Raw genomic sequence first — 25,779 nt, forward strand, 5'->3', positions numbered from 1 at the left:
GGTCAACCGCCAGCAGCCTAAACGCGTGATGAGCGGCAACTATTCCCCCGTCGTGCCCGCGGGGCCGACGGTGTATTCGCGGCCGGTGCGATGCCACAGCAAGCGACCCAGGCCATCGGCGCCGGCCGCGATCAACTCGCGTTTGAGGACTTTGTTGGTCGCTGTCGTCGGTAGTTGGTCAGCGATCCAGACGTGACGCGGCCACGCCTTGGGCGACAGGTCGGATTGGGCGGCCAGGAACTCGGCGAACTCGACCGGGTCCAGCGCCGCGTCGTCCTGCAGCACGATCGCGGCCATCACCTGGTCACCGACGTACTCGTCGGGGACCGGGTAGACCGCGACGTGGTTGACGGCCGGATGACGGCCGAGGATCCGTTCGATGGGTGCCGAGGTCATGTTCTCGCCGTCGACGCGCATCCAGTCCGCGGTCCGCCCGGCCAGGTAGATCCAACCGTCGGCGTCGCGATAGGCCAGGTCACCGGACCAGTACATGCCGTGACGCAGCCGGTCCTGGGTGGCGGAGTCGTCGTTGTAGTAACCCTGGAACAACCCGGCGCCGGTGGTGTTGACCAGTTCGCCGATTGCCTTGTCCCCGTTGACCAGAACACCGTCGGCATCGAATTCGGCAACCGCGCACTCGGTCACGGTCTGCGGGTCGTAGATCGCCACGCCCGGAAAGCCCTTGCCCACCGAGCCCAGCGGGCAGCCTTCCTCCCGGGTGACGATCACCGCGCCCTCGGTGGAACCGAAACCGTCCCACACCTTGGCGCCGAACCGGCGACCGAACTCGGCGATGTCCCGATCGCTGGCCTCGTTGCCGAAGGCCACCCGCAACGGGTTGTCGATGTCATCGGGTTGTTCCGGTGTGGCCAGCACGTAGGCCAGTGGCTTGCCGACGTAGTTCATGTAGGTGGCGCCGTAGCGGCGCAGATCGGGCAGGAAACCCGAGGACGAGAAGGTCGCGGGGGCCATCGCCGCGCCGGAGCCCACCGCGACGCTCCAACCGGCCAGCAGGGCGTTGGAGTGGAACAGCGGCATCGACAGGTAGCAGACGTCCTCGTCGGTGATGCCGAACCGTTCCACCAGGGCCATCCCGGCGAACAGCACCGTCATGTGGGCCACCTGGACGGCCTTGGGGTCACCGCTGGTGCCGGAGGTGAAGATCATCATGAACGTGTCGGTCGGACCGACTTCGCGCAGTGGCGTGAGTTCCCCGGCATCGGCGCACATCTGCGCCCATTCGTCGCCGCCGGTGTCCAGGACCCGCACACCGGGCAGGTCCAGCCCGGCCAGCAGGTCGCGGTGAGCAGCGTCGGTGAGCAGGATCTGGCAGTCCGCGCGCAGGATGTCCTTGGCCAGCGCCGCGCCGCGACGCGTGTTGTTGATTCCGCACAGCACGTAACCGCCGAGGGCGGCGGCAGCCATCGCGGTGAGCATGTCCGGCGTGTTGCCCAGCAATGTGCCGATGTGTGCCGGACGGTCCGGATCCGCGAGTTTCAGCAGCGCGGACGCCTGCCGATTGGCGATAGCCAGGTGTTCGCGCCAGGTCCAGCTGTGGTCGCCGTACTTGACGGCGACAGTGTCGCTTCCTTCATGTTCGCGGAGCAACTGCTGCAGCGTTTCGGCCATCGGAGGGTCCCCACGTTGAGTGAACAGATCGACAAAACTGTCTACCATGGTGTGGCGCGACAGGGAACATCCTTGGCACAATCATCTCCCAGCCCACCAGAGCATCAGGAGATCTCAGAGTTGACCAGCACTGATCCGCGTGTCGAGACCGGCCGCAGCGTGCGTGATCGCCTGATGGACGCGGCCGAAGAATGTCTGCGGACCAAAGGGATTCGCGTGACGACGGTTTCCGAGGTGGCCGAGGCCGCCGGTGTGTCGCGCGGATGGCTGTACCGCCACTTCCCCGACAAGGTCTCGCTGCTGGGCGCGGTCATCGTACGACTCAACGACACGTTCTGGTCCGAAGCGCACGCCATGCTCGAACAGATCGACGGCCTGGACCATCAGTTGGCCTGGGGGGTGGGCAACGGCCTGCGGGCGTATGACGATCCGGGCGCGGTGCTGCTCAAACTTCGCACCGACGAACCCGAGGAGTTCGCCGCCTGCGCCGGCGCGGGTGTGCAGGGCCTGATCCCCGATCTCGCCGAATTCTGGTCCCGCTACCTGGTGGCCGCCCGCGACCGCGGCGAGATCCGCGCCGACATCGACATCCCGGAAGCGTCGGAATGGCTTGCGCGGATAGTGATTTCGCTGGCGACCGTGCCGGGGAAGACGCTCGATCCGAGCGACGGTGATGCCGTGCTCACCCAGATCCGGCGATATGTGATGCCGGGTTTGAAAGCCGACCCGGCCGTCTGAACGCAAAAGGCCCCGCCAGCGGCGGGGCCTTACGCGTGTCGACCGGATCAGTCGACGTCCATCGAACCCGGCGCGGTCTTGGAGACCTGGACCAGGAACTCGTAGTTGTTCTTCGTCTTGCGCAGCTGGCTCATCAGCAGGTCGATGGCCTGATGGCTGTCGAGACCCGAGAGCACGCGGCGCAGCTTGTGCACGATCGCGAACTCATCCGGCGAGAGCAGCAGCTCATCCTTGCGGGTGCCCGACGGGTTGACGTCGACCGCGGGGAACACCCGGCGCTCGGCGATCTTGCGGTCGAGCTTGAGCTCGGCGTTACCGGTGCCCTTGAACTCCTCGAAGATCACGGTGTCACCGGTCGAGCCGGTCTCGACCATCGCGGTGGCGATGATGGTCAGCGAGCCGCCGTGCTCGATGTTGCGCGCCGCGCCGAGGAACCGCTTTGGCGGGTACAGCGCGGTGGAATCCACACCACCGGACAGGATGCGACCCGAGGCCGGCGACGCGTTGTTGTACGCACGGCCCAGACGGGTGATCGAGTCCAGCAGCACCACGACGTCCTTGCCCTGCTCGACCAGGCGCTTGGCCCGCTCGATGGCCAGCTCGGCGGCCTGGGTGTGGTCTGACGGCGGGCGGTCGAAGGTCGAGGCGATGACCTCACCCTTGACCGAGCGCTGCATGTCGGTGACCTCTTCGGGGCGCTCGTCGACGAGCACCACCATGAGGTGGCATTCCGGGTTGTTCTTGGTGATCGCGTTGGCGATGTCCTGCATGATCGTGGTCTTACCGGCCTTGGGCGGCGACACGATCAAGGCACGCTGCCCCTTACCGATGGGCATGATCAGATCGATCACGCGGGTGGTCAGCCGCTCGGGCGTGGTCTCCAGGCGCAGCCGCTGATTCGGGTACAGCGGGGTCAGCTTGGTGAAGTCAGGCCGGTTCTTGGCCGCTTCGACCGGACCGCCGTTGACGCTGTCCAGACGCACCAACGGGTTGAACTTCTGGCGCGGGTTGTTGCCGCCGCCCTCACCCTCGCGGGGCACGCGCACGGCACCGGTGACCGCGTCACCACGGCGCAGTCCGTTCTTGCGGACCATGTTCATCGAGACGTAGACGTCATTCGGCCCGGCCAGGTAGCCCGACGTGCGCACGAAGGCGTAGTTGTCCAGGACATCGAGGATGCCGGCGACCGGCTGGACGACGTCGTCCTCGCGCAACTCGGTCTCGCCACCGCCCTCGCCACCGCGCTCACCACGGCGACGACGGTCCCGGTCGCGGAAGCGACGACCGCGCCGGCCCTGCCGGCCGTCTCCGTCGTCGTCGCCATCGTTGTTGGAGTTGCCGCCCCGGCTCTGCTGGTTGTCGGACTGGTCGGACTGCTCGCGGCCCTGACCCTTGTCCTGCTTTTGGTCGCGGTCCTGCTTCTGGTCGCGCTTGTCGTCCTGCTTGTTCTCGCCGTCGGACTGCTCACGCTTGTCGCGACGGTCCTGCCGGTCGCGCTTGTCCTGCTTGGGCTGCTTTTCCTGCGACTCGGCGGACTCGGCCTTGGCGTCGGCTCCGGTCTCGACAGGAGTATCGGCCTTGGCCTCGCCCTTGGCTTCGCTCTTCGCCTCGCCCTTGGTCTCAGCCTTGGTCTCGGTCTTGGGCGAGTCGTCCTTGCCGGCCTCCTCGGCGGCGGGCGCACCGGCCTGGCGCGAGGAGCCCCGACGCTCGCGGCGACGTGGCGCCGGCTGCTCGCCGGCCTCGGCACCGGCGTCCTGCTGGACGTCGGGGGTGGCCTGTTGCGGCGCGTCGGTGGTCCCGTTGGACTCGCCGCGGTGGGCACGAATAGCTGCGATCAGCTCACTCTTGCGGAGGCCGGACGCGCCTTCGACGCCGATTTCCTTGGCCAGCGCACGCAGCTCAGGCAGCACCATGGTCGACAGCGACGCGGGCCGGGCGCCAGAAGCGCGCCGCGTGGTGTTCGATCCGGACGCAGAGGCAGCAGCCGGGGCCGCGGTACCGACGGTCGCAGCGCTTTCAGATGATCCGGCGCTTTCAGATGACACTGCATTGGGCAAATCCCCAGTGCCGTTGGCATTGTCAGCCGTGAAGAGGTCCGTATCTGTCACGGATTTCCTTTCTTTCCCCCGCTCATCAGGTCGTGCGAGGGTTCCCCAAAGGTCGATGCGCGTTCAGCTGAACCGCTGAGCGCGTAGCTCACACCGTCGCCTGTGCAACGGCGATCGCCAGGATTCGCCGATATACGGCGAACCGTCAGTCCACGAGTAGAACACAAGAAGATTGGGTGGTCGTCCTGGTGTCGACGCAGGCAGAGACCCTGCGAATGCTGGACGAAAGCGAGAATAACTCGCTTTGGTGAAGTAATCAAGCAACGAGACGCCGAGCGTGTGGCGCTCACTTCTCCTCGTGTTGCCGCTCGTCAGTTCTTGACGGCCACGCCCGACGTCCAACGAACGCCTGCTCCGACCGACATTTCCCTGACGGTGAATCCGTTGGCAGTGCCGTAATCCATGGCCTCATCAGGCAATCCCACCGCCGAACTCAGCCCCAGGACCGTTGGCCCGGCCCCGGACAGCACCGCTGCCACTCCACAACGTCGCAGGAGGTTCAGGTATTCCGCCGAGGCCGGCATCGCCGCGGCACGCTGTGGCTGGTGTAACACGTCCTGCGTGGCCGTCATCAACAGATCTGGACGCTCACTCAGCGCCACCACCAGCAGAGCCGCCCGGCTGAGATTGAACCGGGCATCGAGGTGGCTGACCTCGTTTGGCAGTACCGCCCGAGTCTCCGCGGTGGACGACCGCTGCTGCGGAACCGCCGGAAACAGACGGATGTCCGGGTGGACCCGCACCGGCACCGCACGGTACCGCGGCCCCCCACTCTCATCGGTCTCGGTCCAGGAGACCACCGCACCGCCGAGTACCGCCGCGGCAGCGTTGTCCGGATGCCCCTCGAACTCACTGGCCAGCTGGATCAACTGTTCTTCCGTCAGCGGGTCTGAACCAGTTTGCGCGACAAGACCATTCACCACGGCCAAACCCCCGACCACGGCTGCCGCGGATGAGCCGAGACCACGGGAGTGCGGAATCTCGTTGTGGCAGCGGACGATCAGGCCGTCAGCCCGATGACCGGTGGCCTGCAGCCCTGCCTCGATCGCCCGAACCACCAGATGCGTGGCATCCAACGGAACCTGGCCCGCACCTTCGCCCTCGACCTCGAGCTCAAGGCCGGATTCGGTTGTCTCGACGATGATCTCGTCGTACAGGCTGAGCGCCAGGCCCAGGCTGTCAAAGCCTGGGCCGAGATTGGCGCTGGAGGCCGCGACGACAGCGGTGGCGGTGAGCCCGGCGGGGAGGGTCTGTTTCACCAGCTAGGCCAGTCCGAGCTCGGCGACGACGGCGACCGGATCGACGGGCAGCGCGGTGACAGTCGGCATGTCCTTGAGCGCAGTGTCGGGATCCTTGAGTCCGTTGCCGGTGACGGTGCAGACCACCGTCGAGCCGCGCTTGACCCAGCCGTCCTCGATCGACTTGAGCAGGCCTGCCACGCTCGCGGCCGACGCGGGCTCGACGAACACCCCTTCGCTACGGGCGATCAGGTGGTACGCGGCCAGGATTTCCTCGTCGGTGGCCGCCAGGAACCGCCCCTCGGACTCCTGCTTGGCCTCGACAGCGCCAGACCACGAGGCCGGGGATCCGATCCGGATGGCGGTGGCGATCGTCTCGGGTTCCTTGACCGGCTCACCCAGGACCAGCGGCGCGGCCCCGGCCGCCTGGGTGCCGAGCATGCGCGGCAGCCGGTCGGTCAATCCGTCGCGGTGGTATTCGCGGTAGCCCTTCCAGTACGCGGTGATGTTGCCCGCGTTGCCGACCGGCAGCGAATGCACGTCGGGAGCGGTACCCAGGGCGTCGACGATCTCGAACGCCGCGGTCTTCTGACCCTCGATGCGGTACGGGTTGACCGAGTTGACCAGGGCGATGGTCGGGAAGTCCGCGGTGATCTTGCGGGCCAGTTCCAGGCAGTCGTCGAAGTTGCCGTCGACCTGGATGATCTTGGCGCCGTACATGACAGCTTGCGCCAGCTTGCCCATCGCGATCTTGCCCTGCGGGATCAGCACCGCACAGGTGATGCCGGCCTTGGCCGCATAGGCCGCGGCCGAGGCTGAGGTGTTGCCGGTGGACGCACAGAGCACCGCCTGCTGTCCGCGGGCGAGCGACTCGGTGACCGCCACGGTCATGCCGCGGTCCTTGAACGAGCCGGTCGGGTTGAGCCCCTCGACCTTGAGATGCACTGTGCAGCCGGTCTGTTCGCTGAGCCGCTTGGCGTGGATCAGCGGCGTGCCGCCTTCGAGCAGGGTGATCGGTGTCCAGTCCGCACCGATCGGCATCCGATCGCGGTAGGCCTCGATCAGTCCCGGCCAGGGCCGGTGTACCGGCCCTGCGCTGGTCTTGCCTTGCGTCCCGGGGTTCATGCGTTCGTTCCTTCCATACGCAGCACGCTGTTGATGGTCTGCACCACGTCGAGATCGGCCAGTGCCTCGACGGTCTCCGAGAGTGCGGCGTCGGTGGCCTGGTGGGTGACCACGACGATGCGGGCCCCGCACGGCCGGCCTTCCTCGTCGACCATGCCCTCCTGGCGCACCTCGGCGATGCTGACCTCACGCTTGGCGAATTCGGCTGCCACGGCGGACAATACGCCGGAGCGATCCGAGACATTCATGTTCACGTAGTAGCGGGTGGGGATGAAGCCGATCGGGGCGATCGGCAGCTTGGCGTACTTGGATTCCCGCGGACCGCGGCCGCCCTGGACGCGGTTGCGCGCGGCCATCACGACATCACCCATCACCGCCGAGGCGGTCGGTGCTCCCCCGGCGCCCTGGCCGTAGAACATCAGCCGGCCGGCTGCCTCAGCCTCGACCACCACCGCATTGAAGGCACCGTTGACCGCGGCCAACGGGTGCGACAGCGGCACCAGCGCCGGATACACGCGGGCCGAGACCCGTTGCTTGCCTTCATCAGTGGTGAGCCGCTCGCAGATGGCCAGCAGCTTGATGGTGCAGCCCAGCGCCCGGGCGGACTCGAAGTCGGCCGGGCTCACCTTGGTGATGCCTTCGCGATAGACGTCGTCGGCGGTGACCCGGGTGTGGAAGGCGATCGAGGCCAGGATCGCGGCCTTGGCCGCGGCGTCATAGCCCTCGACGTCGGCGGTGGGATCAGCCTCGGCGTAACCGAGCGCGCTGGCATCGGCCAGCGCCGAGCTGTAATCGGCTCCGGTGCTGTCCATCTCGGACAGGATGTAGTTGGTGGTGCCGTTGACGATGCCGGCCACCCGCAGCACGGTGTCACCGGCCAGCGATTGGGTCAGCGGCCGGATCACCGGGATCGCGCCGGCCACCGCCGCCTCGAAATACAGGTCGACGCGAGCCTTTTCGGCGGCCTGCGCCAACTCACCGGTGGATTGGGCCATCAATGCCTTGTTGGCGGTCACCACCGACTTGCCCTGTTCCAGCGCGGCCAGGATGGCCTTGCGCGCCGGCTTCACCGGACCCATCAGCTCCACCACGATGTCGATGTCGTCCCGCGACACCAGCTCGATGATGTCGTCGGTGAGCAGGTCCTTGGGCACGCCACGGTCATCGGAGACCTTGCGCACCCCGATGCCCCGCACCTCCAGGGGCGCACCGATGCGGGCTTCGAGATCAGGGGCGCTCTCGTTGATGATGCGCACCACTTCGCTGCCGACATTGCCCAGCCCCAAAACTGCTACACCGATGGGCTTTTCACTCATTGACCACTCACCTCCAGGCTCAACAGATCGTCGACGGTCTCCCGACGGAGCACCAGGCGCGCCTTGCCATCCTTCACTGCGACCACGGCGGGTCGGCACAGCAGGTTGTAGCGGCTCGACATCGAGTAGCAGTACGCGCCGGTGGCGGCGACTGCCAACAGGTCACCGGGCGTGATGTCCTCGGACACCCAGGTATCGCGGACGACGATATCGCCGGTCTCGCAGTGCTTTCCGACGATGCGCGCCAGGGTTGCGGGGGCGTCGCTGACGCGGGAGACCAGTCGCGCGTCGTACTCGGCGTCATACAGAGCCGGGCGGATGTTGTCGCTCATCCCGCCGTCGACGCTGACGTACCGACGCTGCGCGGTGGCACTGACGGCCACATCCTTGACGGTGCCCACCTCGTAGAGGGTGATCGTGCCCGGTCCGGCGATCGCACGACCCGGTTCCACCACGAGTTTGGGGGTCGGCAGCCCGACGGCCTCCGATTCGCTCTTGACGATGGCCTTGAGCTTGTCGGCCAGCTCTTGCATCGGCGGCGGATCGTCCTGCGGGGTGTACGAGATACCCAGGCCCCCACCGAGATCGATGACCGACATCTGGGAGGTCTTCTCCACACCGAACTCCGAGACCACGTCACGCAGCAGGCCGATCACCCGATGGGCGGCCACCTCGAATCCGGCCACGTCGAAGATCTGACTGCCGACGTGGCAATGCAAGCCGACCAGGCGCAGGTTTTCGGTGGCGAAGACCTTGCGGACCGCGTCCATCGCCGCGCCACTGGCCAGCGACAATCCGAACTTCTGATCTTCGTGTGCGGTGGAGATGAACTCGTGCGTGTGCGCCTCCACGCCCGGCGTCACCCGCACCAGCACGTCCTGGACGACGCCGGCCGCACCGGCGATGGCGTCCAGGCGCTCGATCTCGATCTCGGAATCCAGCACGATGTGCCCGACCCCGTCCTTGACCGCCGTCGTCAGCTCGTCCACCGATTTGTTGTTGCCGTGCACCGTGATTCGCTCGGCCGGGAAATCGGCGTGCAGTGCCACCGCCAGTTCACCACCAGTCGCCACGTCCAGCGACAGTCCTTCGGCGGCCACCCAGCGCGCGATCTCGGTGCACAGGAACGCCTTCGACGCGTAGTGCACGTGCTCTCCACCGCCGAACGCCGCGGCGATCTCTCGGCAACGCGACCGGAAGTCGTCTTCGTCGATCACGAACAACGGTGTGCCGTACTCGGCAGCCAGATCGGTCACCGGCACCCCGGCGGTCGACACCACGCCGTCGTCACCGCGAACGAGGTTGCGGGGCCACACCTTGGGGGCTAGCAGCAGGATCTCCTCGGGGCTCTGCGGCTTGGCGGGCGCGCCCGGGTGATGGATCTCCTCGGCGTGCCGCGGCCCGGCGGGGTGCGCGTTCACATCCGCTCCGGGGCGGTGACGCCGAGGATGGCCAGACCGTTGCCGATCACCTGCCGCGTCGCCTCACACAACGCGAGCCGGGCAGCGTTGAGGTCACCCGGTGTCTCGTCGCCCTGCGGCAGCACCCGACAGGCGTCGTAGAACCGGTGGTAGTCACCGGCCAGATCCTCGAGGTAGCGGCACACGCGGTGCAGTTCCCGCAGCGCGGCAGCGGCTTTCAGCACCCGGGGGAACTCGCCCAGGTTGCGGATCAGGATGCCCTCTTTTTCGTGGGTCAGCAGATCCAGGTGGGCGGTATCGGCAGTGACGCCGAGATCGGCGGCATTGCGGGCCAGCGCCGAGAGCCGGGCATGCGCGTACTGCACGTAGTAGACCGGGTTTTCGTTCGACGCACTGGACCACAGAGCCAGATCGATGTCGATCGGGGTGTCCACCGACGAGCGGATCAGGGAGTACCGCGCGGCGTCGACGCCGATAGCCTCGACCAGATCGTCGAGGGTGATGACGGTGCCGGCGCGCTTGCTCATCCGCACGGGTTGGCCGTCGCGGACCAGGTTGACCATCTGGCCGATCAGCACCTCGACGGTGTCCGGGTTGTCCCCCAGCGCCGCAGCGGCGGCCTTCAGGCGGGCGATGTAGCCGTGGTGGTCGGCGCCGAGCATGTAGATGCACAGGTCGAACCCGCGCTGACGCTTGTCCAGGTAGTACGCCAGGTCACCGGCGATGTAGGCGGCGTTGCCGTCGCTCTTGATGACGACGCGGTCTTTGTCGTCGCCGAACTCGGTGGTGCGCAACCAGGTTGCGCCGTCCTTCTCGTAGATGTTGCCGGTCTCGCGCAGCTTGGCGATGGCCTGGTCCACGCGACCGGAGGTGTGCATCGAATCTTCGTGGGTGTACACGTCGAAGTCGGTGCCGAACTCGTGCAGCGATTCCTTGATGTGGGCGAACATCAGGTCCACGCCGATCTCGCGGAACGTCTCCTGCTGTTCGTCGGCGGGCAGGCTCATCACGTCGGGCCGCTTGGCCAGCACGGAGGCGGCGATGTCGTTGATGTAGGTGCCGGCGTAGCCGTCTTCGGGGGCCGGCTCGCCCTTGGCCGCGGCGACCAGCGAGCGGGCGAACCGGTCGATCTGGGCGCCGTGATCGTTGAAGTAGTACTCGCGGGTGACGTCGGCGCCCTGGGTGGTCAGCAGGCGCCCGAGCGCGTCGCCGACGGCGGCCCAGCGGGTGCCACCGATGTGGATGGGCCCGGTCGGGTTGGCCGAGACGAATTCCAGGTTGATCTTCTCGGCGAGTTCGGTCGAGTTGCCGTAGGCGTCGGCGGCGGTCAGCACGTTGGTGACGATGACGCCCTGCGCGGAGGCTTCGATGCGCAGGTTGACGAAGCCGGGTCCGGCGACCTCGGCGGCAGCGATGCCGTCGGCCGCGGCCAGCGCGGCGGCCAGCCAGCCGGCCAGCTCGCGCGGATTGACCCCGACCTTCTTACCGAGCTGCAGCGCGAGGTTGGTCGCGTAATCACCGTGCTCAAGGTTGCGCGGGCGCTCGACCGTGACGGTGTCGGGCAGCGCGGCGGTGTCCAGGTCATGTTCGGTCAGCACTGCGGCGGCAGTGGCCTTGAGCAGCTCGGCAAGGTCGGCGGGGGTCACGAGGGTCCATCCTATGGTCTGGGGTGGCTGCGCCCCGAATCCATATTGGCCGCGGCATGCGCTACGCTATGCAAGCCCAATCGGCGCAGCTGATCTTCAGCCCCGCGCCCCCGTAGCTCAGGGGATAGAGCGTCTGCCTCCGGAGCAGAAGGCCGCAGGTTCGAATCCTGCCGGGGGCACTCTTCTAAACCGCCACTGACCAGGACGTTTACTTCGCTCACGCACCTGGACCGCCTCGCGACCGGGTGTGCGAACGGTGCGAGATCACGTCGGGATGCAGTGATCGACGACTTCCACACGCACGTGAATGCCGAGCTTCGCGGCGGCGTCCACCAAGGCGTCCAGCGAGAATTTGGAAACCTTGCCCCGGAACAGGTCCGAGACGCGCGGCTGCGTGAGTACAGGCCCACGAGGTCAATGTTCCTCGCGGGCCTGCCGACCTGATCTTCAGAACGCTCCCGGCGCCGACTTGCGGTGCAGTACCCACACGGTTGCCGTGACCATGACGACGGTGAACGCGACCAGCGCAATGAGGCTGGTGCCGGTGCCGCCGCTGAAGGTGTCGCGATAGCCGGACATGGCCGGCAGCGTGGTGGTGAACCGGTCGAGGTCCAGGTCCCGACCGAGCGCTTCGAACGCATGCCGGTTGGCCAAGCCATAGCTCATGACCCGACCGGGGGCGGCCATGTCGTCGACGGGCACGATCGCACCGCCGAACAGAACTTGCGGGAAGCACAGCATCGGCAGCGCCAGGGCGGCCTGCGCGGCATTGGAGACCGCGGCCGAGGCAAACAGACCCAGTGCCAGCGCCGAGGTTGCCTCCACGAGGATCGTCACGAACAACAGCCCGTACACGTGCCACCCGAGTGCAGGCAGCCGGCCGAGGCCTCGCAGCACGCCGAGCAGTACCGCGCTCACCAGAGCGAGCACCGGAAGCAGCGCGGTCAGCTTGGATCCCACATACGCGGCGACGCTCACGCCCGCCAGCCGCTCCCGCCGGAATACCGCCATCTCCCCGACGATCTGCAGCAGGCCGTAGGTCAGACCGAAGAAGAAGCCGTCGAACGCGATCCAGAAAACAATCTGTGCCGGACCGATATCGGACACAGCGGTGGCATCGAAGGCGCCGCGCCGAAACAGCGTCGCCATCATCGCGGTGACCAAGACCGGTGAGCCCAGCAGGATCGCCAGCGTCAGCCGATTACGAAGGAGCACGTCGACATTGCGCCGCGTCAAGGTCCACCACTGCTCGATCATCCCGGGAGTCTTGCTCTTTGCCGGATCGACCGGAACCAGGGCTGCTGTCTCGCCATGGTCGCTGGTCGCGACCTGACGCTGCTCGTCGAACCGCTGCGCCCAGGCCGCCGGGGTCCCCTCGGTGGCAAGTTTCTCGTAGATCTCGGCCAGATCCTCGACGCCGAAATAACGCCGGGCGTCTGCCGGGCTGCCGGTGAAGGCAAGGAAGCCGTCGCGCGCGAGAAACACCACCCGATCGCACAGTTCGATGCCGGCCGGCTCATGGGTGGCGAGAACGACGGTGACGCCGCTGCGGCTCAGTCGATACAGCAGACGCATCACCTCGGCCGCTGTTGCCGGGTCCAGCCCGGAGGTCGGTTCGTCGAGGAAGAAGATCCGCGGCCGGGTCAGGAGCTCCACGGCGATGCTCGCCCGCTTGCGTTGGCCACCGGACAGCGCCCGGACCGGTACCTCGGCTCGATCAGCCAGATCGAGGTCACGCATCGTCTGTTCGACGACGCGGTCAGCCTCAACTGCCGGGGTGCCCGCGGGCAGCCTCAGCCGAGCGGCGTAGCGCAACGTCCGGCGCAGCGGCATCTCCAGATGGATGATGTCGTCTTGCGGTACATAGCCAACCCGGGCATCGGCGCCCCCACGCGCGCCGCGAACGATGCCGTCGTGCCGGACCTCTCCGTCGGACGGCTGCTGCAGCCCGGCCAGCGTCTCGAGCAATGTGGTCTTGCCCGCGCCACTGCCGCCGGCGATGGCGACCAGTTCGCCGGGCTGCACGGTCAGCGAGAGCTCGTGCAGGAGCTGCCGGGAGCCGGCGTGGCGACTGACCCTGAATGCCTCGATTCGACCCCCGACGAGCGGTGGCTCGACTGCCAATGCGGTCATGATGGAACCTCCCAAAAACGCTGAATTAGCTGGTCAGGTCCCGATCATCGGCCTGAGGCGCTGAAATCCGCATGAGGCATTCGCCTCAAATGGGGCCGGCCAGCCCTCGGTCGATGGCCGCCAGGGTCGCTTGGGTGCGATTGCTGACGCCGAGCTTGGCATAGAGCCGCTCGACATGGTTGCGCGCCGTCTTCTCGGCGATGAACAGCGTGGCCCCGATCTCGCGGTTGGATCTCCCCTGCGCGACGAGCCGTAACACCTCGACCTCGCGGGCGGTGAGCCGCAATGATGGTCCTGCCCGTGGCGCCGGCCGATGCCCGGCCGCGGCCAACACCGCTTCTACCGACTCCGTGTCGAGTCTGCCGTCGCGCGCCTCGTGGCGCAGCCGTCCAGCGACATCGGCACCGCCGGAATTCTCCTCTCGCAGAACGCGATACGTCACAGTCGCCGCCAACAGCCGGTCGGACACGCTGAGCTCCGAACCCGAGATGCCTCTGGGAAATCCGGAGCCGTCGATCCGCTCCTCGTGCTTGGTAGCCAGCGGGACAACCGATTTCAAGCCGTCGACGCGATCGAGAATCCGTCCCGTCAGGTACGGATACAGGTGCATCCGTTCGGTTTCTGCCGTGGTCAGCGGACCTATCTTTTCCCAGATGAGGTTGGATACGCCCAATTTTCCCAGACCGTGCACCAGTCCGGCTCGGTACAGTCGCGTCACCTCGGCCCGCGGCATCCGCATCTGCCGGGCTGCCGCTGCGGCCAGCTCTGCGATGCCGCGCGAGTAGCCCGGCGACACCGGACATTTGAGATCGACGAAATCGGCCATCGCCCGGAGGAATTCATCGATCTCGTCCTGGTTGAGAATCCGATCGCGGTCGGGTGCGAGGGCCAGCGCCGCGGTCCAGACGTCGACGTCGAGCAGCCCGTCGACAATCGCGGCGGCGTCGCGCTCGAACGCATCCACGACGTCCGGACTGAACTGGGTGCCACGACGGCTCCGCACCACCTCGATCGCCTTGCCGAGCCCGCCGGTGCGGAGGTGAACCTCGACCACATCGGCAAGACCGACGATCCGTATCTCGACCGGGATCCTGTCGCCCGCAATGTTATTGGGCATACCGCGGCCATCCCACCGCTCGAAGACGAAGGCAAGCGCCGCACCCACGTCACGATCCAGGCCCATCCGGTCGGACAGCACGCCGGCTGAACTGCAGTGTGAACTGATGAGTTGGGCCACTCGATTACGGGCGGTGAGCACGAAGGCAGCGGACCGGATGCCGCGCTCCCAACCGGGTAGGCCCCGTCCGACGTGGCTGATCATCAACCGCAGTAACGGCAATCCGGCTCGGTCCACGCCGTAGGTGTCAGCCCGAAAAGCGATGTCGTCACCGAAGAGAGCGGATAGTTCATGGGAGTCGGCGTGGCAGCCAATCCAGCCAACCAGATTTGCGTAGTACACCGTCGCCCGCTGTCGCAGGTCGAGTCCCATCCGCTCGGCGAGCCGCACGGAAATCAGTGATGACCTGAGCATGTGTTCCATCGGCTGGCCGAGGCCGAGGTCGATTGCCAGCGAGACCGCCGCCAGCAACTCGGCCTTACACAGACCGCTTCCCGAGTCGTGCCGCGTCGCGGGCGGGTGCACGAGTTCATTTTGCCCGCAGAACTGGAATCCGCCAGCGCTCTGATCGTCGTACCGGCCGCTATGGAATATTTTTCTTCGAGCCGTGAAAGGAACGCCACCGTGATCACCTTGTCCGCCGAAGAGCAGGCCATCGTCAGTACCGTCCGCGACTTCGTCGACAAGCAGGTCCGGCCGGTGGTCCGAGAGCTCGAACATGCCAACACCTACCCCGAAGAGCTCATCGAGGCGATGAAGGAGATGGGCATCTTCGGCCTGGCGATCCCGGAGCCCTACGGCTTCGCCGCGGTCTCGATGCCGTGTTATGCCCAGGTCACCGAGGAACTGGCCCGTGGCTGGATGAGCCTGGCCGGTGCGATGGGTGGCCACACCGTGGTGTCGAAGCTGCTGTTGCAGTTCGGCACCGAGGAGCAGAAGCAGAAATACCTGCCCCGGATGGCCACCGGGGAGCTGCGCGCGACCATGGCTCTCACCGAACCCGGTGGCGGTTCCGATCTGCAGGCCATGCGTACCGTCGCCGCCAAGGACGACACCGGTTATCTGATCAACGGCTCGAAGACCTGGATCAGCAATGCCCGCAAGGCCGGCCTGGTCGCCCTGCTGTGCAAGACCGATCCGACCGCCTCCCCCGCCCACAAGGGGGTGTCGATTCTGTTGGTCGAGAAGGTCCCCGGTTTCACGGTCTCGAAGGATCTGCCGAAGCTCGGTTACAAAGGCGTGGAAAGTTGCGAGATCAATTTCGTTGACTGCCACGTGGATTCGGATGCCGTACTGGGCGGTGCCGAGGGACACGGCTTCGCCCAGATGATGAAGGGCCTGGAGGTCGGACGGATCCAGGTGGCCGCCCGCGCCACCGGTGTGGCCCGCGCGGCCTTCGACGACGCACTGCAGTACGCACAAGATCGCGAGAGCTTCGGGGTGCCGATCTGGCAGCACCAATCGGTCGGCAACATGCTGGCCGACATGGGAACCAAGCTCTACGCCGCCCGCAGCCTGCTGCTCGACACCGCCGAGCGGCTCGATGCCGGCGGCCGCTGCGACATGGAAGCCGGTATGGCCAAGCTGTTCGCCTCGGAGACTGCGATGGAGATCGCCCTGAACGCGGTGCGCATCCACGGCGGCTACGGGTACAGCACCGAATACGACGTCGAGCGCTACTTCCGCGACGCACCGCTGATGATCGTCGGCGAGGGCACCAACGAGATCCAACGCGGCGTCATCGCCAAGCAACTCGTCAAGCGCGGCGGGCTCGACATCTGAGGCGAAAAAAGTTGCCATGGCAAACACCCCACGGGTGGACTCCGCGGCCCAACCGACAGCGTATTGCTTAGCTGCACTACCAGCTATTTACCAGTACGAACCATCGTCGGTCCACGATCTGAAAACTTCCGCAAAAAACACCTTCAGCAAACCCGGCCCAGGGTATACAGTGACCGTTGTGCAACGGTACTTCGGCAGGGGGCCAACATGAAGGACACGAGCACCGGGCGGTGATGGCTAGGGGGAGTAAGCCTCCGAACGCCGCCTCACGTCAGTGGTGACCCGTATACCGCGGGTCACCACTGATCTGTTTGCGGCCCATGCGATTAACCGGAGGTCGCCACTCCGAGCGCGCCGAGCAGCGCCTCACGATGCGCGATGAACTCCCGGTTGCGGTAGGTGCGCGCGTCCGGCGTCTCGAAATCCAGTTGCCGGTCCACGACGAACGTTCCCCGGTCGAGCACCAGCACCCGGTCGGCCAGCGTCACGGCCTCGTCGACATCGTGGGTCACCAGCAGCACCCCCGGTTGGTACTTGGCGCACAGTTCCTTGAGCAGGTGGTGCATCCGCACCCGGGTCAGGGCGTCGAGCGCCCCGAAGGGCTCGTCGGCCAGCAGCAGTGCGGGGTTGCGCACCAGCGAGCGGGCCAGTGCCACGCGCTGCTGCTCACCGCCGGACAGCTCGTACGGCCAGGCATGTTCGCGACCGGCCAGGCCGACATCGGCCAGCACCGCACTGGCCTGTTCTTTGACATCGCGACCGGACAGCCCGAGGGCAACGTTGTCGAGCACGCGTGACCATGGCAGCAGCCGGGAATCCTGGAACACCACCGACACGTCGCGGGCGATGAACAGGTCTCCGGCTCCGTCCACGCCGTGGTCCAAACCGGCCAGGGAACGCAGCAGGGTGCTCTTGCCGGAGCCGCTGCGTCCCAGTAGGGCGACGAACTCGCCTTTGCGAATTGTCAGGTCGACGGAATCGAGAATCGTTGTGCCGCCGAAGGACCGGGTCAGGTTCCACACGACGGCCACTTCTTCGGTCAGGTTCCCAGTGCGCGTCGCCACGACAGGGCCCTCCTCTCGACGGCCCGCACCGCGTAATCCCCGGTGAGCCCGAACACCGCGTAGACCAACAGGCCGACCACCACAACGTCCAACTGCCCGTACAGCCGGGCCTGGGTCATCAGGTAGCCGATACCGCTGGTGGCGTTGACCTGCTCGACCACCACCAGCGCGGTCCACGAGATCGTCACCGCAAGCCGCAGCCCGGTGAAGAATCCTGGCAGGGCGCCGGGGATGGCCACCTTGCGGATGAATTGGCTGCGTGACAGGCCGACGGTTTCGGCCAATTCGACGTGGCGTAGGTCGACACCTTTGAGCTGCGCGGTGGTGTTGATGTACACGGGAATCAACACGCTGGTGGCGATGATGATGATCTTCATGGTGTCGCCGATGCCGAACCAGATGATCGCCAGCGGGATGATGGCCAGGGTCGGCACCGCACGCTTGACCTGGATCGGGCCGTCGACGATGGCCTCCCCGATGCGGCTCAGCCCCGAGATCAACGCGAGCGCGAGGCCGAGCGTCACACCGATCGCCAGCGAGATCGAGGCCAGCTTCAACGAGGCGAGGATGTTGGTGGGCAACTGGCCGTCCGACCACATCTCACCGATGGTGCGCACGATGTCCAGCGGCGGCGGCAGGGTCCGCGGGTCGAGGATGCCCAGCTGCGAGGTGACGACCCAGAGCGCCACCAGAAGCAGCGGTCCGATCGCCAGCGAGGCGGGAATCGCCCGTCCCGGCCCCAGCCGCCGCCGGCGCTGGGCACCCGATCGGTGTTCAAGATGCGGATACTCTTCGGCCTCAACCGAATCCGGCTGCGTCGACGCCGCCGGGGCCGTCTGGACGGCGGTCACTGCGTGCCCACCGACTTCGCGTTGAGGTCGGCGAACCGGAAGTCGAATTCGTCTCTGGCGTGCAGTTGTTCGCCGGAGAATGCGCCGGCCTGCTGCAGGAGGTCGATGGTCTCCTGCTGGGTGTTGATGACCTCGTCGGTGAATCCCGGGATCGAGGTTTTCCCGTCGGCCTCGGCGATCACGCGCGCATCCTCGGGACTGACCTTCTGATCCTTGATCAGGTACTCGTCGATCCACGTCTGCTTGTGATCATTGAGCCACTGTTCGGCGCGGTACCAGGCGATGACGAACTCGCGGATCGCCGCGGCCCGGCCGGGGTCCGACAGCGCGTCCCGGCTGGCATAGACGTAGTACAGGCCCGGGTAGGCGCCGGGCGCGTTGGGAATCTCGATGCTCCCCTCCCCCGCCGTCGAGGTGAGGTAGCGGACCCGGTCCGGTTGCTTGAGCACCGCGGCGTTCACCTGCTCGGCGCGCAGTCCGTCGGCGAACTCGGCCAGGCCGAGATTGACCGGTTGCACGTCCTTGATGGTCAGGCCGGCAGACTTCAGGTTGCGCAGCACCACTGCCTGCTGCGCGGTGCCCTCGTTGATCGCAATCTTCTTGCCGGCCAGGTCTTTCAGTGATGCGATGCCCGACTTCGGCGACGTCGTCAGCCGCAGCGCATCACCGTCGTACTTCACGGCGCCGACGATCGGCACTCCGGCGTCGGAATAGTGGGCCAGGATGGGCGGGACGTCGCCGACCCGGCCCAACTGCGCATTGCCCGAGCGGATCGCTTCGAGCCGCAAGGGCCCGCTGCTGAAGTTCGCGTACGTGACGTCGGCGGTGAGCCGTTCCTGTTCGCCGGACAACGCGAACAGCGTCTTGAGCCGGTTGGCGTCGTCGGCGACCACGAGGGTGGTGCCGGCCGGAACCGTGACGGGAATGGCGGCGTCGGCGGCGAGTCCACCGCTCGCCGACGTGTCAGTTCCCGACGTCTGGCAGGCGGTCACCGCGGCGGAGACGACGACGGCAAACAGCCCACGGACGAACGGAGTCAATGGATTACGCATCTGGGCCCCTTCAGCTCGCCGCCGACACCGCGGCGGCTGCATCGGTACTGAAACGGTTGGTCGGCCGATCCAGGCCGAGATGGTCGCGAAGGGTGGTGCCGGTGTATTCGTCGCGGAAAATGCCGCGCCGCTGCAACTCTGGGACCACGTGGTCGACGAATTCGGCCAGCGAGGACGGCAACGCCGGTGGGATGAGATTGAAGCCGTCGGCCGCGCCCGTGTGGAACCACTCCTCGATGGTGTCGGCGACCTGCTCGGGTGTCCCGGCGAACAACCGGTGCCCCCGGCCACTGCTGAGCCGCAGCAGTAGTTCCCGGACGGTGAGGTTCTCGGTTTCCACCAGCCGCTTCACCAGGGCCAGACGGCTCTTGATGAAGGTGTCCCCCGGATCATCAGCCGGGAAGGTCAGCTTGCGGTCCAGATCATCCTTGGTGACCGCGAAGCCGACGATGGCACTGAGCTGATCGAGCCCGTAATCGGGAACGGTCAGCTCTTCGAATTCGCGTTGCCGCTGTTGAGCTTCCGCCTCGGTGCCGCCGATGATCGCCGAGAGCCCGGGCAGGATGTGTACCTGGTCGGGGTTGCGGCCGTGCCGGCGCACGCGGGTCTTGATGTCGCGGTAGAAGTCTCGGGCCTCCGTCAGCGTGGGTTGCGCGGTGAAGATGGCCTCGGCGTACCTGGCGGCGAGTTCTTTTCCGGGCTCGGACGATCCGGCCTGGAACAGCACCGGATGCCCCTGCGGGGACCGCGGCACCTCCAGCGGTCCGGCCACGTCGAAGTGCGGACCGGAGTGGTTGATCGCATGGATCTTGGCCGGATCCACGAACCGCGGTGCCACCTTGTCGCCGACGATGGCGTCGTCTTCCCAGCTGTCCCACAGCTGCAAAGTCACCTGCAGGAACTCGTCGGCGCGGCGGTACCGGTCCGCGGGGTCTGGATGGTTGGGCACCCCGAAGTTGGCGGCGGCCGAGGCGTTGGCCGTGGTCACCACGTTCCACCCGGCCCGGCCGCGGCTCACATGGTCGAGCGTGGCAAACCGCCGCGCCAGACCATACGGGTCGTTGTAGGTGGTTGACGCCGTGGCGATCAGCCCCACATTGGTGGTGGCTCCGGACAGCGCTGCCACGAGGGTGACCGGGTCGAGGGCGTCGAACGGGCGAAACTCGGTCTGGCCCTTGAGTACCGGATGGTCGGCGAAGAAGACGGCGTCAAACCGGCCGCGCTCGGCGATGCGGGCCAGCTCGATGTAGTGCCCGATGTCGGTGACACCCGACAGATCGGTTTCCGGCAGCCGCCAGGCCGCCTCGTGCTGGCCGATGTTGCGCAGGAATGCGTTGAGGTGCAACTGCCTCGCGGGCGCAGCCATGGGGGCGAGCTCCTTTGATCGGTGGATCGGGCCGCGTCCATTTCAAAGGGTGAGCTGCGCTCGCGAGAACAGTTACGATCACCGAAATTCCAGCTAATTCCCTCAGCTGGTCAGGGTGCAGGCGACCGTGCGGCCGGGAATCAGCCCAGGCCGGTCCACTTCTTGAGGACCTTGCCCGGGAAGCCTCCCCACTTCTCGGCCGTCTTGCCGGGGAACGTCGCCCACTTTTCCGCCGTCTTGCCCGGGAAGCCGGTCCACTTCTCCGCCGTCTCACCCGGAAAGTTCGTCCACTTGTCCACGATGGGACTTTCGGGCAGAGCCACATCACCGGTGACGGCGCCCGTGGCGGCGTCGGTGACGGCATCAGTGATCGCCGAGGACACACGGTCACACGGCGAGCACCCGACGGTGCTGTTGCCCTTCGAATCGGCCGAGGCCGGCGCGGACAGCGCCAGCGCGGCACCGACGGCGCCCGCGGCAAGGGTGGTGGCGATCAAACTCTTCTGGATCATGATGTCCCCAACTGTGTTGTACCGGTGCCGTCTGACGACGAGCCCAGGCACACGCTAGACCGAAACTGGGCTGCCCGCCGACTTCGTCCCACCCCTGATGGGGTTTGCTGTAGCGGGCGCGGCTCGGCGCCACCCGCCACCGCGCACCTGCGTGCTGACACAGCCTCTCCGCCGAAGCCGAACAGTGGACAACCGCCGGGTGAACAGCTAACCCACCAGCCGCTACTGGGCCTGGTAACAGGACGTTCTCAGCCGTCGGGGCGGTGAGCCCGCCGCGGCTACCGGCCTACCGATCGACGCTTCCGACAGCTGTTGCCCGAGAGATCCAGACAACGCCGCACGTGCCGGCATGATCTTGATCACTTTTTGCTGGAGGTCGATGACCGGCACGCCTAGCAGAAGACCTTCACCACCTCGGCCACCCGACGCAACTGGTCGATGTCGGAGCTGGTGGGGATCAGGTGTACCTCGTCGGTGCCGATGTCCTCGAACTTGCCGAGTACCTCGACCAGTTGCTCTTCGCTACCCGCCCAGCCGGTCATCGGCGCCATCGCATCGACGTACTCGGCCGGAATCCAGTTCATGTACCGACGCAGGTGACGGTGCACCTGGGCACGGGCCGCCTCCGGTTCGCCGAGCGCGAACCAGAACGACGTGGCCAGGTGCGGCTTGGGTTTACCGGCCTCGGCCCAGGCGGTGCGGGCGATGTCGAACAGTTCGGCTTGACGGGTCAGATCCAGATCCAGGGTCGTGCCGGCCACCCCGTCGGCCCACGCGGCCGCGTCGCGCACGGTCTTGGGACCGATCGTGCCGACGTGCAGGGGCGGACCGCCGGCCTGCACCGGTGGCGGCCCGACCGGAAGCACCGATTCGGTGACCTTCTCACCGGCCCACACCCGCTTCATCACCGCCACCCGCTCGGCCATGCCACGGCGCGTCTGGGAGGCCGGATCGGCTCCGACGGCGTGATAGTCCTCGTGGCGGCCGCCGACACCGATGCCGACCGTCAACCGCCCGCCGCTGAGCAGATCGCCGGTGGCCAGGCCTTTTGCCAGCAGCACGGGATCGTGCAGCTGAGGCACGATCACGGTGGTGACCAGCCGCACCCGGTCGGTCCACGCCGCCAGGGCACCCAACAGGGTCAGGCTGTCGGGGTTGTCGAACGCAATGCGTTCACCCCAGCACAGCGACGAGAACGGACCGCCGTCGATGAGGTGCGCCCAGGACCGCAGCGTCGTCGCATCCAACCGAGGTTCCATGACCGGCATCGTCATTCCCACACGCACGCAAAAGATTCTGGCACGTCGAGGTGGCAGCATGAAGCCATGGCCATCACCACATCCTCGGTCGCGCATGTGCGGCTCACGGTCACCGACATCGAACGGTCCCGGCAGTTCTACGAAAGCGTCTTCGGCTGGCCTGTTCTCATCGAGCTGCCGCACGACGCCGACGCCACCACCCGCAGCCGGCTGAGCTTCCTGTTCGGTGGCGTGATCTACGACGCCGGAGGAACCTTGATCGGCCTGCGCCCCGTCGGCCGCGATGACTTCGACGAGAACCGAACCGGGCTGGATCACTTGGCCTTCCGGCTCAAAAGCCTCCAGGAACTCGACGATGCCGCACAGCATCTCGACGATCTGGGTATCGCGCACGAACCCGTCAAGGACATCGGACCCTCCTACATCCTGGAGTTCCGCGACCCGGACAGGATCGCGTTGGAGCTCACCGCACCGAAATAACGTGCGCCAGGAAGCACCGGGGGTGGTTAACCCCCGGTGCGTTTTCGGGTAAACGCTGTGTCGCCGGAGCGCACAACTTCGTAGGTTGAAGGCATGGTCGCAATGAGCGAAACCGCCCTGCCCGCCCCCGCACCGCCGGCGCCGAGGACGCGCAACCTCGGCGTGGTCCCGACGGCGTCGATGATCACCGGTGCCGCGGTGGCGCTGTTGTGGTTCTGGATCCCGTTGTCCATCATGGTCATCGGGGTCTCCTCGATTCCCTCGGTGATCGGATTTCTGCTCGCCGCGGTCGTCTTCGTCTATCTGATGCGCGGCGTCGAGTGGTTCGAGCGCATCCGCAGCGAGGCGGTCTTTGGCCTGGGGATCGGCGTCCCCCCGCGCCGCCTGTCGCCGCACAACGGTTTTCAGGGCTGGGCGCATCAGCTGTGGCTGGACATCAGCGGCGCCCGGTTCTGGAAAGGCGTCTGCCACCACTACCTGCGCATGCTTTACGACATGCTGGCCACCGGCGTCGCGTTGGCGTTGCTGGTGTTCGCGTTCGCCGCGCCGGCCACCTCCGTGGCGATCCGCCAGAGCGATGTGGATGCCGGGTTGAGCTTCGTCTCACCGCCGATCGCGTGGCTGCTGGCGCTCGTGGCCATCGTCGCCGCGGCGGCCATCGTGGTGTTCGCCCCGGCCGTGGACGCCGCGATCGACCGATGGCTGTTGGCGCCGTCGCCGACCGCTGCGCTGCAGCACCAAGTGAGCGCACTCGCCGACGCGCGCCAAGGCGCGGTGTCCTCGGCACAGACCGAACGACACCGCATCGAGCGCGATCTCCATGACAGCGTGCAACCGCGGCTGGTTTCCCTGGCGATGACGATCGGGTTGGCGCAGACAAAGCTCGACTCTGATCCACCGGCGGCCAAGGCGCTGATCGCCGAGGCCCATGACGAGGCCAAGAGTGCTCTCGTCGAACTGCGCAACGTGGTACGCGGCATCGCCCCCACCATCCTGTCGGACCGCGGTCTGGACGCCGCGCTGTCGGCGGTCGTGCAACGGTCCGAAACCTCGGGGGTGCCAACCACATTGCACATCGACCTGCCCCGCCGGTTGCCCGACGAAGTGGAATCGGTGGCGTACTTCGTGGCCGCCGAGGCGTTGACCAACGTCGCCAAACACGCCGCGGCCGCACAGGCGGTGGTCACCGTCCGGTTCGACGAGGCCGCCAACGTGCTGCACGTCTCGGTGTTCGACGACGGTCGGGGCGGCGCGGCCGTCGACACCGGTGACAACGCCACCGGCCTGCGTGGGCTCGATGAACGCGTCCGCGCCGCCGGCGGGACCTTCGAGGTGTCAAGCCCCGCGACGGGGCCGACGATCGTCACGGCGGTGCTGCCATGCGCGTCATAATCGCCGAGGACTCGGCACTGTTGCGGGCCGGCATCGAGCGGATCCTGGCCGACGCCGGGCACGAGGTGGTGGCCGGCGTCCCAGACGCCACCGATCTGCTGCGCCTGGTCAACGAACATCGCCCCGACCTGGCCATCCTCGACGTCCGGATGCCCCCGACCTTCACCGACGAGGGCATCCGCGCCGCGGCCCTGCTGCGCAGCCAGAACCCGGAATCCCCCGTGCTGGTGTTGTCACACTACGTCGAAGAGCGGTATGCCGCCGACTTGATCGCCTCGGACACAAAAGGTTTCGGCTACCTCCTGAAAGACCGCGTGGCCGACGTGCCGGCGTTCCTCGACGCCGTGGAGGTGGTCGGCAGCGGGGGCACGGTGCTCGATCCCGAGGTGGTGTCACAGATCTTGGTACGTTCGGCCAAACGCAGCGCCCTGGACCAGCTCACCCCTCGCGAGCGTGAGGTCGTGCAGCTGATGGCCGAGGGCAAGACCAACTCGGCGATCGCCACCGCGCTGCACATCTCGATCGGCTCGGCCGAAAAGCACATCGCCTCGATCTTCACGAAATTCGATCTCGCTCCTGACGAGAGCGAGAACCGCCGCGTGCTGGCGGTGCTGCGCTATCTCGAGACCTAGACCGAACATCCGTACCGGGAAGGACTTTCATCGTGACCACCATCGCCACCCCGCCGCCGGTCAACCCGCCGCCACAGTTGAGTCCCGGCGGGCGCACCGCGTTCCGCGTGACCCTGATCGCCGTAACCGTGCTCTTGGTGGCCGGCACCGTAGCGGCGCTCGGCGTGGCGGCCTGGGGCGTCAGCAACGTCCGTGTCGTCACCGATCACCGCGCCCTGCCCACCACGATGCGATCGCTGGTGATCGACACGGACCGCATCCCGATCGCCATCCGTATCAGCGCGGACCGCGAAACCCGATCAGCCACTGCGGATTTGCGTCTGGTGAACACCGCCCGCAGCGGCGAGCACCGGCTCCAGACCACCACCGACGGTGACGAGACCCGTATCTCGATCGAAGGCACACCGTCTCCGGTGCTGGAATGGGCCCGCGGCGGTGAGATCACGATTGCTCTGCCACCGGAGCAGGCCAGGCGATTGAGCGTGCACACCGAACAGGAGATCGGTGCGTTGTTCTCGCATGCCGATGTCGACGAGTTGATCGCTCGCACCGACGAAGGCGCGATCATCCTCGACGGCGCGGCCCGCCGGGTCGAGATCCACACGGTGAACGGCGATATCGTCTCGCGCGCCCCCATCGCCGTCGCCGAGCAGTTCAGTGCCACCACCTCCGACGGCGACATCGCCGTGGACTTTCGCGAAGCCGCACCCCGGCGGGTCGATGCGGTCAGCCGCAACGGTGACGTGGTGATCGGGCTGCCCGAGCGGGGACCATATCTCGTGCACGCCCAGTCCGATTCTTCGACACAGGTGCGGGTTTCGGAGACGACGGACCCCGCCACGGCGGTCGCCGAGGTCACCGCACGCTCCAATGACGGCGATGTCGTGGTGGAGCGGGTGAACCCAGCCGAGCGGTGAG

The 25,779-nt window shown here is 66.8% G+C and carries 21 protein-coding genes, 1 tRNA gene and 1 pseudogene; 7 read left to right on the forward strand and 16 right to left on the reverse strand.

The annotated features are described in order from the left end of the window. Positions 1–39: 39 nt before the first annotated feature. Positions 40–1,629 carry a fatty-acid--CoA ligase FadD1 gene (gene fadD1 / locus A5733_RS23975; RefSeq protein ID WP_076241907.1) on the reverse strand — a complete coding sequence of 530 codons (1,590 nt, stop codon included), beginning with the start codon at positions 1,627–1,629 and terminating at the stop codon, positions 40–42. Between the two features lie 174 nt (positions 1,630–1,803). Between fadD1 and A5733_RS23980 the strand changes: the two genes are divergently transcribed. Next, entirely contained in the window at positions 1,804–2,367 is a 564-nt protein-coding gene (locus A5733_RS23980) for a TetR/AcrR family transcriptional regulator (protein WP_076241942.1), read from the forward strand. Between the two features lie 47 nt (positions 2,368–2,414). Here A5733_RS23980 and rho read toward each other — a convergent pair whose 3' ends face one another. The 6 genes from rho to argS form a co-directional block, all read right to left on the reverse strand. Continuing rightward, positions 2,415–4,412: a transcription termination factor Rho gene (rho, locus tag A5733_RS23985; RefSeq protein WP_369830964.1), complete on the reverse strand. Its 1,998-nt coding sequence runs from the start codon at positions 4,410–4,412 to the stop codon at positions 2,415–2,417. A 374-nt stretch (positions 4,413–4,786) separates the two neighbouring features. Next, a complete protein-coding gene (thrB, locus tag A5733_RS23990) occupies positions 4,787–5,734 on the reverse strand; it encodes a homoserine kinase (protein ID WP_076241909.1) in 948 nt (315 codons plus the stop codon). 3 nt (positions 5,735–5,737) lie between these two features. Next, positions 5,738–6,838 carry a threonine synthase gene (gene thrC / locus A5733_RS23995; RefSeq protein WP_067772367.1) on the reverse strand — a complete coding sequence of 367 codons (1,101 nt, stop codon included), beginning with the start codon at positions 6,836–6,838 and terminating at the stop codon, positions 5,738–5,740. After that, complete coding sequence (locus A5733_RS24000; RefSeq protein WP_067772359.1) at positions 6,835–8,154, reverse strand: homoserine dehydrogenase; 1,320 nt, start codon at positions 8,152–8,154, stop codon at positions 6,835–6,837. The genes thrC and A5733_RS24000 overlap by 4 nt, the downstream gene beginning before the upstream one ends. Further along, positions 8,151–9,536, reverse strand: a complete 1,386-nt coding sequence (gene lysA, locus A5733_RS24005; protein WP_198938920.1) for a diaminopimelate decarboxylase — start codon at positions 9,534–9,536, stop codon at positions 8,151–8,153. The genes A5733_RS24000 and lysA overlap by 4 nt, the downstream gene beginning before the upstream one ends. 35 nt (positions 9,537–9,571) lie before the next feature. Further along, positions 9,572–11,221: an arginine--tRNA ligase gene (gene argS, locus A5733_RS24010; RefSeq protein ID WP_076241911.1), complete on the reverse strand. Its 1,650-nt coding sequence runs from the start codon at positions 11,219–11,221 to the stop codon at positions 9,572–9,574. A gap of 106 nt (positions 11,222–11,327) precedes the next feature. On the opposite strand from argS, the gene A5733_RS24015 reads away from it, so the two are divergent. Beyond that, a tRNA-Arg gene (locus tag A5733_RS24015) sits at positions 11,328–11,400 on the forward strand. Positions 11,401–11,485: 85 nt separating this feature from the next. Here A5733_RS24015 and A5733_RS24020 read toward each other — a convergent pair. The 3 genes and pseudogenes from A5733_RS24020 to A5733_RS24030 all read right to left on the reverse strand — a co-directional run. Next, a pseudogene (locus A5733_RS24020) lies at positions 11,486–11,605 on the reverse strand (XRE family transcriptional regulator); the annotation flags it as partial. Positions 11,606–11,668: 63 nt separating this feature from the next. After that, positions 11,669–13,354 carry an ATP-binding cassette domain-containing protein gene (locus A5733_RS24025; protein ID WP_076241912.1) on the reverse strand — a complete coding sequence of 562 codons (1,686 nt, stop codon included), beginning with the start codon at positions 13,352–13,354 and terminating at the stop codon, positions 11,669–11,671. Positions 13,355–13,439: 85 nt separating this feature from the next. After that, complete coding sequence (locus A5733_RS24030) at positions 13,440–14,996, reverse strand: HD domain-containing phosphohydrolase (RefSeq protein WP_076241913.1); 1,557 nt, start codon at positions 14,994–14,996, stop codon at positions 13,440–13,442. 60 nt (positions 14,997–15,056) lie between these two features. Between A5733_RS24030 and A5733_RS24035 the strand changes: the two genes are divergently transcribed. Further along, complete coding sequence (locus A5733_RS24035) at positions 15,057–16,253, forward strand: acyl-CoA dehydrogenase family protein (protein ID WP_076241943.1); 1,197 nt, start codon at positions 15,057–15,059, stop codon at positions 16,251–16,253. A gap of 326 nt (positions 16,254–16,579) precedes the next feature. On the opposite strand, the gene A5733_RS24040 is transcribed toward A5733_RS24035, so the two are convergent. From A5733_RS24040 to A5733_RS24065, 6 genes are all read right to left on the reverse strand, one after another. Next, entirely contained in the window at positions 16,580–17,317 is a 738-nt protein-coding gene (locus A5733_RS24040) for an ABC transporter ATP-binding protein (protein WP_076241914.1), read from the reverse strand. After that, positions 17,293–18,168 carry an ABC transporter permease gene (locus A5733_RS24045; protein ID WP_076241915.1) on the reverse strand — a complete coding sequence of 292 codons (876 nt, stop codon included), beginning with the start codon at positions 18,166–18,168 and terminating at the stop codon, positions 17,293–17,295. Before A5733_RS24045 ends, A5733_RS24040 begins: the two co-directional genes overlap by 25 nt. Beyond that, positions 18,165–19,220, reverse strand: coding sequence for an ABC transporter substrate-binding protein (locus tag A5733_RS24050; RefSeq protein ID WP_233152773.1), 1,056 nt, complete (start codon positions 19,218–19,220; stop codon positions 18,165–18,167). Before A5733_RS24050 ends, A5733_RS24045 begins: the two co-directional genes overlap by 4 nt. Before the next feature lie 10 nt (positions 19,221–19,230). Then, positions 19,231–20,586, reverse strand: coding sequence for an LLM class flavin-dependent oxidoreductase (locus tag A5733_RS24055; RefSeq protein WP_076241916.1), 1,356 nt, complete (start codon positions 20,584–20,586; stop codon positions 19,231–19,233). Between the two features lie 140 nt (positions 20,587–20,726). Beyond that, on the reverse strand, positions 20,727–21,098 hold the full coding sequence (locus A5733_RS24060) for a hypothetical protein (protein WP_067769174.1): 372 nt from the start codon (positions 21,096–21,098) through the stop codon (positions 20,727–20,729). 392 nt (positions 21,099–21,490) lie between these two features. Further along, entirely contained in the window at positions 21,491–22,372 is an 882-nt protein-coding gene (locus A5733_RS24065) for an LLM class flavin-dependent oxidoreductase (RefSeq protein WP_076241917.1), read from the reverse strand. A gap of 51 nt (positions 22,373–22,423) precedes the next feature. Here A5733_RS24065 and A5733_RS24070 point away from each other — a divergent pair, with 51 nt between their 5' ends. The 4 genes from A5733_RS24070 (at position 22,424) to A5733_RS24085 (ending at position 25,778) form a co-directional block, all read left to right on the forward strand. Beyond that, on the forward strand, positions 22,424–22,837 hold the full coding sequence (locus tag A5733_RS24070) for a VOC family protein (RefSeq protein ID WP_076241918.1): 414 nt from the start codon (positions 22,424–22,426) through the stop codon (positions 22,835–22,837). 102 nt (positions 22,838–22,939) lie between these two features. Further along, positions 22,940–24,229 carry a sensor histidine kinase gene (locus A5733_RS24075; protein WP_369830965.1) on the forward strand — a complete coding sequence of 430 codons (1,290 nt, stop codon included), beginning with the start codon at positions 22,940–22,942 and terminating at the stop codon, positions 24,227–24,229. Then, on the forward strand, positions 24,217–24,861 hold the full coding sequence (locus A5733_RS24080; RefSeq protein WP_067769182.1) for a response regulator transcription factor: 645 nt from the start codon (positions 24,217–24,219) through the stop codon (positions 24,859–24,861). Before A5733_RS24075 ends, A5733_RS24080 begins: the two co-directional genes overlap by 13 nt. 32 nt (positions 24,862–24,893) lie before the next feature. Then, a complete protein-coding gene (locus A5733_RS24085; protein ID WP_076241920.1) occupies positions 24,894–25,778 on the forward strand; it encodes a DUF4097 family beta strand repeat-containing protein in 885 nt (294 codons plus the stop codon). Position 25,779: the final 1 nt, after the last annotated feature.

The organism is Mycobacterium sp. NS-7484, assembly GCF_001953975.1.
Taxonomy (GTDB): Bacteria; Actinomycetota; Actinomycetes; order Mycobacteriales; family Mycobacteriaceae; genus Mycobacterium.

Bases quoted from the DNA above. Each gene is read 5' to 3' on its own strand.
- fadD1 (WP_076241907.1), bottom strand. From the start codon at position 1,629: ATGGCCGAAACGCTGCAGCAGTTGCTCCGCGAACATGAAGGAAGCGAC.
- A5733_RS23980 (WP_076241942.1), top strand. From the start codon at position 1,804: ATGGACGCGGCCGAAGAATGTCTGCGGACCAAAGGGATTCGCGTGACG.
- thrC (WP_067772367.1), bottom strand. From the start codon at position 6,838: ATGAACCCCGGGACGCAAGGCAAGACCAGCGCAGGGCCGGTACACCGG.
- A5733_RS24000 (WP_067772359.1), bottom strand. From the start codon at position 8,154: ATGAGTGAAAAGCCCATCGGTGTAGCAGTTTTGGGGCTGGGCAATGTC.
- A5733_RS24025 (WP_076241912.1), bottom strand. From the start codon at position 13,354: ATGACCGCATTGGCAGTCGAGCCACCGCTCGTCGGGGGTCGAATCGAG.
- A5733_RS24035 (WP_076241943.1), top strand. From the start codon at position 15,057: ATGGAATATTTTTCTTCGAGCCGTGAAAGGAACGCCACCGTGATCACC.
- A5733_RS24050 (WP_233152773.1), bottom strand. From the start codon at position 19,220: ATGCGTAATCCATTGACTCCGTTCGTCCGTGGGCTGTTTGCCGTCGTC.
- A5733_RS24055 (WP_076241916.1), bottom strand. From the start codon at position 20,586: ATGGCTGCGCCCGCGAGGCAGTTGCACCTCAACGCATTCCTGCGCAAC.
- A5733_RS24060 (WP_067769174.1), bottom strand. From the start codon at position 21,098: ATGATCCAGAAGAGTTTGATCGCCACCACCCTTGCCGCGGGCGCCGTC.
- A5733_RS24065 (WP_076241917.1), bottom strand. From the start codon at position 22,372: ATGACGATGCCGGTCATGGAACCTCGGTTGGATGCGACGACGCTGCGG.
- A5733_RS24070 (WP_076241918.1), top strand. From the start codon at position 22,424: ATGGCCATCACCACATCCTCGGTCGCGCATGTGCGGCTCACGGTCACC.
- A5733_RS24075 (WP_369830965.1), top strand. From the start codon at position 22,940: ATGAGCGAAACCGCCCTGCCCGCCCCCGCACCGCCGGCGCCGAGGACG.
- A5733_RS24080 (WP_067769182.1), top strand. From the start codon at position 24,217: ATGCGCGTCATAATCGCCGAGGACTCGGCACTGTTGCGGGCCGGCATC.